The following is a 12,445-nucleotide window of genomic DNA, read 5'->3' on the forward strand; positions in this document are numbered from 1 at the left end:
GACGACCTCCGGAGCGTCAGCCATGTCCACGGTCGAAAACCAGGACGCCACCGTACTGTCCGACGACGAACTGCGCACCCTGGACGCGCACTGGCGGGCCGCCAACTACCTGGCCGCCGGGCAGATCTACCTGATGTCCAACCCGCTGCTCACCGAACCGCTCACCCCCGAGCACATCAAGCCCCGGCTGCTCGGCCACTGGGGCACCTCGCCCGGCCTGAACCTCGTGTACACCCACCTCAACCGGGTGATCAGGGCACGCGGCCTCGACGCGCTCTGCGTCTGGGGACCCGGCCACGGCGGCCCCTCCGTGCTGGCCAACTCCTGGCTGGAGGGCAGTTACAGCCAGACCTACCCGGACGTCTCCCGGGACGTGCGGGGCATGGAGCGGCTCTTCCGCCAGTTCTCCTTCCCCGGCGGGGTGCCCAGCCATGTGGCCCCCGAGACACCCGGCTCCATCCACGAGGGCGGCGAACTCGGCTACTCCCTGTCGCACGCCTACGGCGCCGCCCTCGACCACCCGGACCTGCTGGTCGCGTGCGTCGTCGGCGACGGCGAGGCGGAGACCGGACCGCTCGCCACCTCCTGGCACTCGAACAAGTTCCTCGACCCGGTGCACGACGGCGCCGTCCTGCCGATCCTGCACCTCAACGGCTACAAGATCGCCAACCCGGCCGTGCTGGCCCGCCTCCCCGAGGCCGAGCTCGACGCCCTGCTGCGCGGCTACGGCCACGCCCCGATCCATGTCACGGGCGACGACCCGCACCAGGTGCACCGGGCCATGGCCGCGGCGATGGACGAGGCCCTGGACCGCATCGGAGCGCTGCAGCGCGCGGCCCGCGAGGACGGGGTCACCGAGCGCGCCCACTGGCCCGTCATCGTGCTGCGCACCCCGAAGGGCTGGACCGGTCCCGCCGAGGTGGACGGCGAACCGGTCGAGGGCACCTGGCGGGCCCACCAGGTGCCGCTGGCCGGCGTCCGCGAGAACCCGGACCACCTGCGGCAGCTGGAGGCCTGGCTGCGCTCGTACCGGCCCGCGGAACTCTTCGGCGCCGACGGCCGCCCCACCGCCGACGTGCTCGCCTGCGTCCCCGACGGTACGAAGCGGCTCGGCGCGACCCCGTACGCCAACGGCGGCCTGCTCCTGCGCGACCTGCCCATCGCCGACCTCGACGAGTTCGCGGTCCCCGTCCACAAGCCGGGCGCCACCCTGCACGAACCCACCCGCGTCCTCGGCGACCTGCTGGAACAGGTCATGCGGGACACCAGCGTCCAGCGCGACTTCCGGCTGGTCGGCCCCGACGAGACCGCCTCCAACCGGCTGCAGGCCGTCTACGGAGCCAGCGGCAAGGCCTGGCAGGCCGAGGTGCTCCCGGTCGACGAACACCTCGACCGGCACGGCCGGGTGATGGAGATCCTCTCCGAACACACCTGCCAGGGCTGGCTGGAGGGCTATCTCCTCACCGGCCGGCACGGACTGTTCTCCTGCTACGAGGCGTTCGTGCACATCGTCGACTCGATGGTCAACCAGCACATCAAGTGGCTGAAGACGTCCAGGCAGTTGCCCTGGCGCGCCCCCATCGCCTCCCTCAACTACCTGCTCACCTCGCACGTGTGGCGCCAGGACCACAACGGCTTCTCCCACCAGGACCCCGGCTTCGTCGACCACGTCCTCAACAAGAGCCCCGAGGTCGTCCGCGTCTACCTCCCGCCGGACGCCAACACCCTTCTCTCCGTCGCCGACCACGCCCTGCGCAGCCGGGACTACGTCAACGTCATCGTGGCCGGCAAGCAGCCCTGCTTCGACTGGCTCTCCATGGACCAGGCCCGCGTCCACTGCGCGCGCGGTGCCGGGATCTGGGAGTGGGCCGGTACCGAGAACGGCTCCCGCGAGCCCGACGTCGTCCTCGCCTGCGCCGGCGACGTGCCGACCCAGGAGATCCTCGCCGCCGCCCAGCTGCTCCGCCGCAACCTGCCCCAGCTGGCCGTACGCGTGGTCAACGTCGTCGACATGACCCGCCTCATGCCCAAGGACGAACACCCGCACGGGATGACCGACTTCGAGTACGACGGCCTGTTCACCACCGACAAGCCGGTGATCTTCGCCTACCACGGCTACCCCTGGCTGATCCACCGCCTCGCCTACCGCCGCACCGGCCACGAGCACCTGCACGTGCGCGGCTACAAGGAGTCCGGGACCACGACCACCCCGTTCGACATGGTCGTCCGCAACGACCTGGACCGCTACCGCCTGGTCATGGACGTCATCGACCGCGTCCCCGGCCTCGCCGTCCGCGCCGCCGCCCTGCGCCAGCAGATGGCCGACACCCGCACCCGCCACCACGCCTGGATCCGCGAGCACGGCACCGACCTTCCCGAGGTCGCCGACTGGACCTGGACGGACTGACGCCCGGCCGCTCAGCCCGTCCGGTGCCCCCACTTCGGTTCCACGAGATCCCACTCCCGCCCCCACCGGGCGATCCGCCGCTGATCCAGCCGCCACCGGGCGACGGCTCCCGCACCGAGCACGACCCCGGCGGTGGCGCCGGCGGCACCGGCCCCGAGGACCCCGGCCTCCAGACCCGCCTCCGTGGCGTCCGGTGGTGCGGCGACCAGCCGGCCCCGGCCGTCCTGCCAGACCACGACCCGGCTGCCGGCCGGCAGGCCCGCCGCGACCAGGGTCGGGCCGGTGCGGGCCGACCCGTCGGGCGCCGTCCACCGCACCGAGCCCATCACGTCGGGCGCGGTGCTCTTCGGCGCGTCGGCGACGAGCACGGCCCGGACGGACCGGCGTTCGGCCCGCTGCTGCGCGAACACCTGGTCGGCGGCCTGCGCGGTCACGGTGCCGGCGACGGTGCCGCCGAGCGCGACGCCCGCGTACACGGCCAGGACGATCCAGGCCTCGACGAGGTCGTCGTGCCGCCGCAACGGGTTGTTCCGCCACCGCCACAGCCGTCTGCTCGCACTGTCGCCGTGCATCGGACCGTACCTCCTCGTCGTCGTGGTGGTGACGTCAGCGAAGGCGGCGGACGGGACGGGTGAGCCGTCAGCGGGCGTCGGAGAGCGCTCGGGGGAGTGGCGGCCCGGACACCCCGCGGACCAGCTCGAAGGTGCCGTCCAGCCCCGTGCGGCGCAGCAGCCGCAGGAAGCCGTCGTCCGGCGTGATCAGGCGCAGCCGGCCCTGCCGCGACCGGATCCGGTTCCGGGCCCGGCACAGCACGCCGAGCCCGGCGCAGTCGATGAAGGAGACGGCACGCAGATCCACCACCAGGTCGGGCTTCGGGCCGGACGTCAGGGCGTCCAGGGCCGTGCGCAGCGCCAGCACCGCGAGGACGTCTATCTCGCCGTGCAGGGTCACCACCGTCGTCCCGTCGGCGCTGTGCGTCGTGTGGTACGCCGTGGACCTGGTGTGGTTGTCGGCCATAGGCCCAGACAAGCCGAGGCGGCGGGTCTCCGGAAGGGCCGTTCGGCCCCTTCGGCCCGGTACCAGCGGGCCCGAACGTCCTCCGCCCGCTCCGGTGGGGCCCGTCCGGCGGGCACCGGGGGCCGGACGGCCCAAGCGCGGCCCACCGGGCGGGGACACGATGGACCCACCGGACGACCAAGGACGGTGAGCGTGTCATGAAGGCCTTCGTCTTCCACGGCCCCGGGCAGTCCGCCTGGGAGGAAGTCTCCGATCCCGCGATCAAGGAGCCCACCGACGCCGTGGTGCGGGTGGCCGCCGTCACGATCTGCGGCACGGACCTGCACATCCTCAAGGGCGACGTCCCCGAGGTGCCGCCCGGCACGGTCCTCGGGCACGAGGCCGTCGGCGAGATCGTGGAGACCGGCAGCGACGTACGGAGCGTCCGGCCGGGCGACCGGGTGCTGGTCTCGTGCATCACCTCCTGCGGCCGCTGCCGCTTCTGCCGGGAGCAGCGGTACGGCCAGTGCCGGGGCGGCGGAGGCTGGATCCTCGGCCACCTGATCGACGGCACCCAGGCCGAGTACGTCCGGGTCCCGCACGCCGACCTGTCCGTGCACAAGCTGCCCGGCACGCTCGCGGACCAGGACGCCGTACTCCTCGCGGACATCTTCCCGACCGCCTACGAGGTCGGCGTGCTCAACGGGCGGGTGCGCCCCGGCGACACCGTCGCCGTCGTCGGCGCGGGTCCGGTCGGGCTCGCGGCCGTCGCCACGGCCCGGCTGTTCTCGCCCGAACGGATCATCGCCGTGGACCTGGTCCCGGCCCGGCTGGAGGCCGCCCACCGGTTCGGCGCGGACGCCGTGGCCGACGTCCACGAGGCCCCCGCCCAGCTGGTGGCGGACCTGACCGACGGACTCGGCGCGGACGTGGTGATCGAGGCCGTCGGCGTACCCGAGAGCTTCGAGCTGTGCACCCGCATGGTGCGCCCCGGCGGCCGCGTCGCCAACGTCGGCGTGCACGGCAGGCCCGTCACGCTGCACCTCGAAGACCTGTGGAGCAAGAACATCACCCTCACCACCGGCCTGGTCGACACCCACTCGACACCGGCCCTGCTGCGGATGGCCGCCGCCGGCCGGCTCCCGACCGCGCAGCTGGTCACCCACACCTTCCCGCTGAGCCGGACGGAGGAGGCGTACGACGTCTTCGCCCGGGCCGGCGAGAGCGCCGCGCTCAAGGTCGTGCTCGGCGGGAAACAGCACGAACTCGCCGTTCCCGCGGCCTGACGAGAGGACGTGACCGGTCATGGCCGAACAGGTACGGCCGCACACCGTGGAGAAGCCGCCCCTGGGGGACCTGGGCCGCCGGCTGGCCGCACGCCGGACGGAACTCGGCCTCACCCGCAAGGAGACCGCCGTCCGGGCCGGCATCGCCCCCGGCTATCTGGAGTACCTGGAGGAGAACCCGCTCGCCGCACCGGGCACGGGCGCCCTGCTCCGGCTGGCCGAGGTGCTGCACACCACGCTGTCCCATCTCACCGGCGGCGACACCGAGTCCCCGCCGGGGGCAGCCCGTGCCGGGCGCGACCCGGAGTTCGTGGAGCTGGACCCCGCCCGGTGCACGGCCCTGCTCGGCACGCACGGGGTGGGCCGGCTCGGGGTGGCCACGGCCACCGGGCCGGTGATCGTGCCGGTCAACTACGGCGTCGTGGACGGCGCGATCGTCTTCCGCACCGCTCCCGGCACGACCCCGGCGCGGGCCGCGGGCTGCCGGGTGGCCTTCGAGACCGACCGTATCGACGACGCGTTCAGCGAGGGCTGGAGCGTCCTGGTCCGTGGCCGCGCCCACCTCGTGACCGACCCGGACGACATCCGCAGGCTCTCGGCACGGACCTACAGCGCCCCCTGGGCAGGGGGCCGGCGCGAGCTGTGGGTGCGTGTCGTCCCCGGCGTCGTCACCGGACGCCGGATCAGGACCTGACACCCAGTGACGGAACGACCTGACACCCAGTGACGGAACGACCTGACACCCAGTGACGGAACGCTCCCGGTACCGCAGCAGGAGGCGGCCCCATGTACGCCAATGACGGATTCCGCGAACTCGACCGGCAGGAGTGCCTGAGCCTGCTCGCCACGGTGCCCGTGGGCCGGATCGTCTTCACCCGTCAGGCGCTGCCCGCCGTACTGCCGGTCAACTTCGGCCTGGACGGCGACGGCGCGGTACTGCTGCGGACGTCGGCGGCCTCGGAGCTGGTGCGCGCCGTCGACGGCTCGGTGGTCGCCTTCGAGGGCGACGCGGTCGACGCCGCCGCGCGGTCCGGCTGGAGCGTCGTCGTCACCGGTCCCGCGACCGTGGTGAGCGACCTCGCCGAGCACCGCCGGCTGGTCCGTACCGGCCCGCGGTCCTGGGTGCCCGCGCCCCACGAGGTCTTCGTGCGCATCCGGCCCGAACTGGTCACCGGACGCGAACTGGTCGGCGGGCGCAGCCTGTACGGGGTGGACCTGACGGCCCTGACCTCCGGCGGGCCCCGGTCGGCGTGACCGCTCAGCCGTCGTCGGCGACCAGGGCGATCCCGGTCACCAGGTCGGGGTGGATGCGGACCGCGTGTTCCATGGTCCGGTCCAGCCACGGCCGCAACAGCGTCTCGTAGCGGGCGAGTTCGCGCGGGTCCGTCACCAGACGGGCGTAACCGGTCACCACCACGCTCCAGCCCAGGTGGGTGTCCGGGTCGATGACGTCCGCCTCATAGGCGACCACGACCCCGGTGCCGTCCGCCTGCCGGGCGCGGGAGGTCAGCGCGGCACCCTCGTGGGTGCGGATGACGATGTCGCCGTCGACCAGCACATGGTTGACCGGCCGGACGGCGGGCAGGGCCTGCCGGGTGAAGACGATCCGCCCCAGGGACACCGACCCCAGCAGCCGCATCGCCTCCACGCCGTCGAGCTCGACGCTCCGGCGCGCACCTGGCACCGGAGCGGGCGCGCTGTCGTCGTGGGCCATGGCGGGCTTCCGTCGGTGAGCCGCGCCGGAAGGCGCGGGCGGGGTGCGTCCGGGTGTGTCCGGGTGCGTCGGCGTGGCGGGGATCCGGTGCCACGGGGGGCGTTACGGGCGGAGCGACACCGCGGGGGATCGGTGCCGCTCCTGAGACGACTCTCTCCCGGACGACACCCCGGCGCAGGTGCCGTTGGTCCCGCGTCCGGGGCCGACCGGCCCTACGCGCGGACCGGTGCCCCGCCGTCCGGACGGCCGCCCGCCACCACCGCCCTCCGCCACCGCCCGGCCGTGCCCGGTTGGCCGATCCGGGTGCCCGCCCCCGCTGCCGCCCACTACCGTGTCAGGTGACCGGACCTGCCGGTACGCGCGGGTCGACAGGATCTGGAGGACAGGACCGGTGGAAAGCTCCGAGGAAGCCCGGATACGGCTGCCTCAGCTCAGGCTCGACGAACTGCTGGACGAGCTGCAGGCCCGGCTGGACGCGGCCCGCGGCACCCGGGACCGGGTGCACAGCCTGCTGGAGGCGGTCCTCTCCGTCGGCCGGGAACTGGACCTGGAGCAGGCGCTGCACAGCATCGTGGAGGCGGCGGCGGTGCTGGTCGACGCCGAGTACGCGGCGCTGGGGGTCATCGGGCCCGACGGCAAGCGGCTGTCCGCGTTCCACACCGTCGGCGTCAGCGAGAAGCAGATCGCCCGCATCGGCCCCTACCCGGAGGGCCACGGCATCCTCGGCGAACTGATCCGCAACCCCGAGCCGCTGCGCCTCGCGAAGATCTCCGAGCACCGGGCCTCGTACGGCTTCCCGCCGAACCACCCGCCGATGAACACCTTCCTCGGCGTCCCCATCCGGGTCCGCGACCAGGTCTTCGGCAACCTGTACCTGACCGAGAAGCGGGGCGGGGCCCAGTTCGACGAGGAGGACGCGTCGGTGACGTCGACGCTGGCCGTGGCGGCCGGCGTGGCGATCGACAACGCCCGGCTGTACGAGGAGTCACGGCTGCGCGAGCGCTGGCTGCGGGCCAACGCGGAGATCACCCACAGCCTGATGTCCGGCGGCGACTCCGGCGAGGCCCTGGCCCTCATCGCCGAGCAGGCGCGGGGCATCACGGGCTCGGCGCTGGCCGCCGTGGCCATACCCGTGGAGGGGGCCGGTTCGCTCAGCGTGGAGATCGCCGTCGGCATGCACGCCGAGGACCACCGGGGACTGGTGCTGCCCCTGGACAAGACCCTCATGGGCCTCGCCTTCGCCGACGGTGCCCCGGTCACCAGCGAGGACGTCGGCCACGACGACCGGGTCACCCCCGAGCCGCCCCGGTTCCAGGGGCTCGGCCCCGCCGTGGCCATTCCCATCGGCACCGGCGACAGCGGCGTACGGGGTGTGCTCCTGCTGGCGCGCGAGTGCGGCGGCCCGGTCTTCACCGCCCCCGAGACGGAGTCGATGCGGGGCTTCGCGGCCCAGGCGGCGATCGCCCTGGAGCTGGCCCAGCGCCGCCGCGACGCCGAGGAGATCGCGGTGCTCCAGGACCGCGACCGGATCGCCCGGGACCTGCACGACCTGGCCATCCAGCGGCTCTTCGCCACCGGGATGACCCTGCAGAGCGCCGGCCGCTTGATCGAGCACACCGAGGCGTCCGAGCGGGTGCTGCGGGCCGTGGACGACCTCGACGAGACCATCAAGATCATCAGGTCGACGATCTTCGGGCTGCGCGCCCGCGACGACGGCGCCGGGACCGGTCTGCGGGCCCGCGCGGTCCGGGTCGCCGGGGAGGCGGCGCCGGTGCTCGGCTTCGCCCCGAGCGTCCGCATGGAGGGCCTGCTCGACACCGACGTGCCCAAGGAGGTCGCCGACCATGTCGTCGCCGTCCTCGCCGAGGCCCTCACCAACATCGCCCGGCACGCCCGCGCCCACCGCGCCGAGGTCGTCCTGTCGACCGACGGCCGCGACCTGCTGCTGACGGTCCGGGACGACGGTGTGGGCATCCCGCCCGACGGCCGCCGCAGCGGTCTGCGCAACATGGCGGAGCGGGCGGCGGAACTTGGTGGCAGCCTGGAATGGGACTGCCCCGACGGAGGCGGTACGACGCTGGTGTGGCGGGTGCCGGTCGCGAACCCGTAGGCGTCACCGCACGGCACCGACCCCTGGAGGCCGCCATGATCGGCACCCCGTCCGTGGTGGGCGACGTGATGACCCGCACGGTCGTCGCCCTGCAGCGAGGAGCGGCGTTCAAGGACATCGTGAAGGCGATGCGGGGCCGCGGGGTGGGTGCCCTGCCCGTCCTGGACGACGACCGGCACGTCATGGGCGTCGTCTCGGAGGCGGACCTGCTGCGCAAGGAGGAACTCCGGGACGGCGCCTCCGGCGCGTACACCCGGGAGCTGCGGTCCGGCGATCTCACCAGGGCGGCCGCGGCGACCGCCGGGGAGCTGATGAACACCCCCGCCGTCACCGTCCGGGCCGACGCCACGCTCCCGCAGGCCGCGCGCACGATGGCGCAGCACGGGGTGAAGCGGCTGCCCGTGGTCGACGCCCAGGGCGTGCTCGTCGGCATCGTGAGCCGTTCCGACCTGCTCAAGGTGTTCCTGCGGGACGACGAGCAGATCGCCGAGGAGATCCGCCGCGACGTCCTCCCGCACCTGTTCGCCGCCGAGGCCGAACCGGTCCGGGTGCGGGTCCGCGACGGCGTCGTGACCCTGACCGGCCGGGTCACGGACACCGCGCTGGTGCCGGTCGCCGTCGGCTGGGTGCGGGGCGTCGAAGGCGTCGTCGACGTGGACTGTGCACTGGCCGGACCAAGTCGCCGCCCCGACCTCGACCCGGATTTCCCGGACGCCGAGGGGAGTCCGGGCCCGCCGACCGCGCAGGCAGGCACCGGACCATGAGGCGGGACAACCGGCACGGGCCGGCCGTGCGGTACCTGCGGTGGTGGCGCTGGCGGCGCAATCCGCTGCGGCGGCACAGCGACGTCGTGGAGGGCTGGGTGGTGCTCGCGCTGTGGGTCCTCACCCTGGTCGGCGGTGCGCTCGCCGGCTGGGCCGCCGCCGCGGGCGTGGACCGGACGATCGCCGACCGGTGGGCCGGCGTCCACCCGGTCTCCGCCGAGCTGACCGAGAGCGCCGCCCACGGCACGCCCGTCAGCGCGGGCTACGACATCGGCAGGACCTGGGTCACGGTCCGCTGGACCGCCGCCGACGGCTCCGTGCACACCGGCCGGGCCAAGGCCCTCCCCACGGCGGCCGCGGGCAGCCAGGTCCGGGTCTGGGCCAACCGCAGCGAGGCGCTCGTCGCCGAACCACCGGGCAAGGCGGAATCGACCTTCGAGGCGGTCGTGGCCGGCACGCTCGCGGTGCAGCTCACCGTGACCGTCGGCTACGGCACCGGCCGCCTGATCCGCCACCGGCTCCTCGACCGGCGCCTCGCCGAATGGGACACCGAGTGGCGCCACATCGGCCCCCAGTGGCGCAACCTCAGCGGCGGCAGGGGCTGAGCAGACCGCCGCCCGCCGGGTCAGTTCATGTCGCTGCGTACGGAGACCGGGGCGAGGTGGCAGCGGACGTCGACCACGCCCTCCACGGCGCGGGCCAGGCGTGCCGCGACCGGGGCCAGATCCGTGCTCTCGATCCAGCCGGTCAGGGTCACCACGCCCTCGTCGACATCGACCCTGATGTGGTCGGCGGAGAGCGGGAACAGCCGGTCGACGACCTCCCGGCGCACCTCCTCGGTCAGTTCCGCGTCCTCGCGCAGGAACACCTTCAGGAGGTCCGCGCGGCTGACGATGCCCTTCAGCAGGCCCACGCCGTCCACGACCGGCAGCCGCTTGACCCGGCGCCGGGCCATGATGCGCGCGGCCTCGGCCAGGGTGGCGTCGGCGTGCACGGTCACCGCGGGCGCGCTCATCAGCTCCCCGGCGGTCACCCCGCCGGCCTTGGCGAGGTCGGCCAGCCGCTCCCGCTGCACGAACCGGTCCGGGTCGCTGTCGCGGAACTCCTCCTTCGGCAGCAGATCGGCCTCGGACACGACACCGATCACCCTGCCCTCGCCCTCCAGCACGGGCAGGGCGCTCACCTTCCACCGGTCCAGCAGTGCGACGACGTCCTTGAACGAGGCGTCGCGGCCGACGGCGACGGGGCTGTGGGTCATCACATCGCTGACGGTGTGCGGGCTGCCGCGCATGACTGCCTCCTCGGATCTCCCCGTCTCCCAGCGTGGAACCGCTGCGGACCGGACACCAGGGCCGCCCGGACCCCCTGAGGGGCTCTTCGGCCCGCGCACCGGCGAGGCCGCGGCGCACAAGGGCGGGAAGGACGCCATCCACTTCTCGCGGATCCTGATTGCGCGGTGCGCGACCGCCGCCGGCCGCTTCCCCGCGTCCTGTGCGGGTCCTTCCCGTCCCCTTCAGCACACCACGGGACGGCCCGCACCACCACTGCCGGGGCGCTCCGGCGGAGCATTCCGGTCCGGGCGCCCGCCCGGTGTCCGTCATGCCGCCGGCCGTACTCCTCTGGCGGAGCGGCCGACCGTCGCGCAGCGTGGAGGTGGGGGCTGGCCGAACGCCTGAGGAGAGGTGGAAGGCATGGACAGTGACGTCCCCGAGGCGCGCGTCGTGGTCGGCGTCGACGGATCGCCGTCCTCGTACGCGGCCCTGCGCTGGGCCCTGCGCTACGCCGGCCTGGTCGGCGGTGTCGTGGAGGCGGTCGCGGTGTGGGAACTGCCGGGCCTGTACGGCTGGTCGGGGCCCGCCGTGGACATGGACGTCGACGCGGAGGAGGCCCGCGACCGGATGCGCCAGGAACTGACCGACGTGCTCGGCCCCGACCAGGCCGCCTCGGTCCGCTCCCACCTGGTGCACGGCAACGCCTCCGACGTCCTGCTGCGCGCCGCGGAGGGCGCCGAGGCCCTGGTCGTCGGCAGGCGTGGCCGGGGCGGGTTCGCCCGCGCCCTGCTCGGCTCCGTCAGCCAGCATGTCTCCCAGCACGCCACCTGCCCGGTCGTGATCGTGCGCGCGGACCAGAAGTCAGCGTAGGCTGCGCCACCCGTACGAGGGTGGGGTGGCATGGACGTCCTGGGGATCGACGCCTGCGGCAAGCTCGGCTGGGTCGGGATCGGGCTCAGGGACGGGGCGTACGCGGGCAGCCTGGTCGACGTCCGGCTCGACGCGCTGATCGCACGCGCCGCGACGGCCCGTATCGTCGCGGTGGACATGCCGCTCGGGCTGGTCGCGAACGGCTGGCGCGCCGCCGACCTCGCCGCCAAGGCCCTGCTCGGCAAGCGCCGCAACAGCGTCTTCCTCATCGCCCCCGAACCGGCCTGGCGGGAGCGGGACTACCCGGCGGCCGCCGACCGCTGCCAGGAGCTGACCGGCAACCGGCTCAGCCGGCAGGCCTGGGCGCTGGCCCCCAGGCTGCTGGAGGCCCGCGCGTGCTGGGCGGCCGACGACCGCGTCCACGAGATCCACCCCGAGGTGTCCTTCCACGCCCTGGCCGGCGGGATACCGCTGACCCACGCCAAGAAGACCTGGCGCGGCCAGCACCTGCGGCGCTCCCTGCTCGCCGAGGCCGGCATCGTCCTCCCGGACACCCTCGGCGAGGCGGACCAGGTACCCCCGGACGACGTACTCGACGCCGCCGTCGCGGCCTGGTCCGCCCACCGGATCGCCCAGGGGACCGCACGCCGCATCCCCGAAACACCCCAACTCGACCCAGCGGGCCGCCCGGCCGAGATCCACTTCTGACCGACGCCGAGCAGCGCCGACTGCTTCCCGGCGGGCGCGGATGGTCTCGGACGGGCCGTGGCGGGTGTGGGTGGGTCTGGGTGGTGGCGGGCGCGCCTGAGTGGTGCCGGGTGGGTCTGGGTGGTGCTGGGCGGGTTCGGGCGGTGCCCGGCAGGTCCGGGTCGTGCCGGGTGGGCCGTGGCGGGTGTGGGTGGTGCCGGGTGGGCCGTGGCGGGGGCGGGTGGGTCTGGGTGGTGGCGAGCGCGTCTGAGTGGTGCCGGGTGGGTCTGAGTGGTGCCCGGCAGGTCCGGTGTGGTGTCGGGTGGGCCCGAGTGGTACC

13 protein-coding genes are annotated in these 12,445 nt (G+C 74.0%); 9 read left to right on the forward strand and 4 right to left on the reverse strand.

The window, feature by feature from the left end:
* The first annotated feature begins 22 nt into the window (after positions 1-22).
* Entirely contained in the window at positions 23-2,407 is a 2,385-nt protein-coding gene (locus ACGFZS_RS39870) for a phosphoketolase (protein ID WP_393799236.1), read from the forward strand.
* A gap of 11 nt (positions 2,408-2,418) precedes the next feature.
* Here ACGFZS_RS39870 and ACGFZS_RS39875 read toward each other — a convergent pair whose 3' ends face one another.
* Positions 2,419-2,979, reverse strand: coding sequence for a hypothetical protein (locus tag ACGFZS_RS39875; protein WP_393799237.1), 561 nt, complete (start codon positions 2,977-2,979; stop codon positions 2,419-2,421).
* A 67-nt stretch (positions 2,980-3,046) separates the two neighbouring features.
* Entirely contained in the window at positions 3,047-3,424 is a 378-nt protein-coding gene (locus ACGFZS_RS39880) for an STAS domain-containing protein (RefSeq protein ID WP_359221877.1), read from the reverse strand.
* 197 nt (positions 3,425-3,621) lie between these two features.
* On the opposite strand from ACGFZS_RS39880, the gene ACGFZS_RS39885 reads away from it, so the two are divergent.
* The 3 genes from ACGFZS_RS39885 to ACGFZS_RS39895 all read left to right on the forward strand — a co-directional run bounded on the left by ACGFZS_RS39885 (position 3,622) and on the right by ACGFZS_RS39895 (position 5,943).
* Positions 3,622-4,689 carry a zinc-dependent alcohol dehydrogenase family protein gene (locus ACGFZS_RS39885; protein ID WP_393799238.1) on the forward strand — a complete coding sequence of 356 codons (1,068 nt, stop codon included), beginning with the start codon at positions 3,622-3,624 and terminating at the stop codon, positions 4,687-4,689.
* Positions 4,690-4,708: 19 nt separating this feature from the next.
* Complete coding sequence (locus tag ACGFZS_RS39890; protein ID WP_393799239.1) at positions 4,709-5,383, forward strand: helix-turn-helix domain-containing protein; 675 nt, start codon at positions 4,709-4,711, stop codon at positions 5,381-5,383.
* A 92-nt stretch (positions 5,384-5,475) separates the two neighbouring features.
* Positions 5,476-5,943 carry a pyridoxamine 5'-phosphate oxidase family protein gene (locus tag ACGFZS_RS39895; protein WP_393542925.1) on the forward strand — a complete coding sequence of 156 codons (468 nt, stop codon included), beginning with the start codon at positions 5,476-5,478 and terminating at the stop codon, positions 5,941-5,943.
* Positions 5,944-5,947: 4 nt separating this feature from the next.
* Here the strand turns inward: ACGFZS_RS39895 and ACGFZS_RS39900 are convergent, their stop codons facing one another.
* A complete protein-coding gene (locus ACGFZS_RS39900) occupies positions 5,948-6,403 on the reverse strand; it encodes a pyridoxamine 5'-phosphate oxidase family protein (protein WP_393799240.1) in 456 nt (151 codons plus the stop codon).
* Positions 6,404-6,794: 391 nt separating this feature from the next.
* Here ACGFZS_RS39900 and ACGFZS_RS39905 point away from each other — a divergent pair, with 391 nt between their 5' ends.
* The 3 genes from ACGFZS_RS39905 to ACGFZS_RS39915 are packed head-to-tail and all read left to right on the forward strand — an operon-like array spanning position 6,795 to position 9,882.
* Positions 6,795-8,513, forward strand: a complete 1,719-nt coding sequence (locus tag ACGFZS_RS39905) for a GAF domain-containing protein (protein ID WP_393799241.1) — start codon at positions 6,795-6,797, stop codon at positions 8,511-8,513.
* A gap of 35 nt (positions 8,514-8,548) precedes the next feature.
* The gene (locus ACGFZS_RS39910; RefSeq protein WP_393799242.1) at positions 8,549-9,277 is read left to right on the forward strand and encodes a CBS domain-containing protein; all 729 of its coding nucleotides are present in this window, start codon (positions 8,549-8,551) and stop codon (positions 9,275-9,277) included.
* On the forward strand, positions 9,274-9,882 hold the full coding sequence (locus ACGFZS_RS39915; protein ID WP_393799243.1) for a hypothetical protein: 609 nt from the start codon (positions 9,274-9,276) through the stop codon (positions 9,880-9,882). The genes ACGFZS_RS39910 and ACGFZS_RS39915 overlap by 4 nt, the downstream gene beginning before the upstream one ends.
* Before the next feature lie 20 nt (positions 9,883-9,902).
* Here the strand turns inward: ACGFZS_RS39915 and ACGFZS_RS39920 are convergent, their stop codons facing one another.
* Entirely contained in the window at positions 9,903-10,568 is a 666-nt protein-coding gene (locus ACGFZS_RS39920; RefSeq protein ID WP_393542917.1) for a CBS domain-containing protein, read from the reverse strand.
* 400 nt (positions 10,569-10,968) lie between these two features.
* Between ACGFZS_RS39920 and ACGFZS_RS39925 the strand changes: the two genes are divergently transcribed.
* Together ACGFZS_RS39925 and ACGFZS_RS39930 are read left to right on the forward strand one after the other, a co-directional pair.
* A complete protein-coding gene (locus ACGFZS_RS39925; protein WP_393799244.1) occupies positions 10,969-11,418 on the forward strand; it encodes a universal stress protein in 450 nt (149 codons plus the stop codon).
* Between the two features lie 30 nt (positions 11,419-11,448).
* Entirely contained in the window at positions 11,449-12,126 is a 678-nt protein-coding gene (locus ACGFZS_RS39930; protein ID WP_393799245.1) for a DUF429 domain-containing protein, read from the forward strand.
* Positions 12,127-12,445: the final 319 nt, after the last annotated feature.

This window comes from Streptomyces sp. NPDC048288 (genome assembly GCF_043201555.1).
Lineage (GTDB): Bacteria > Actinomycetota > Actinomycetes > Streptomycetales > Streptomycetaceae > Streptomyces.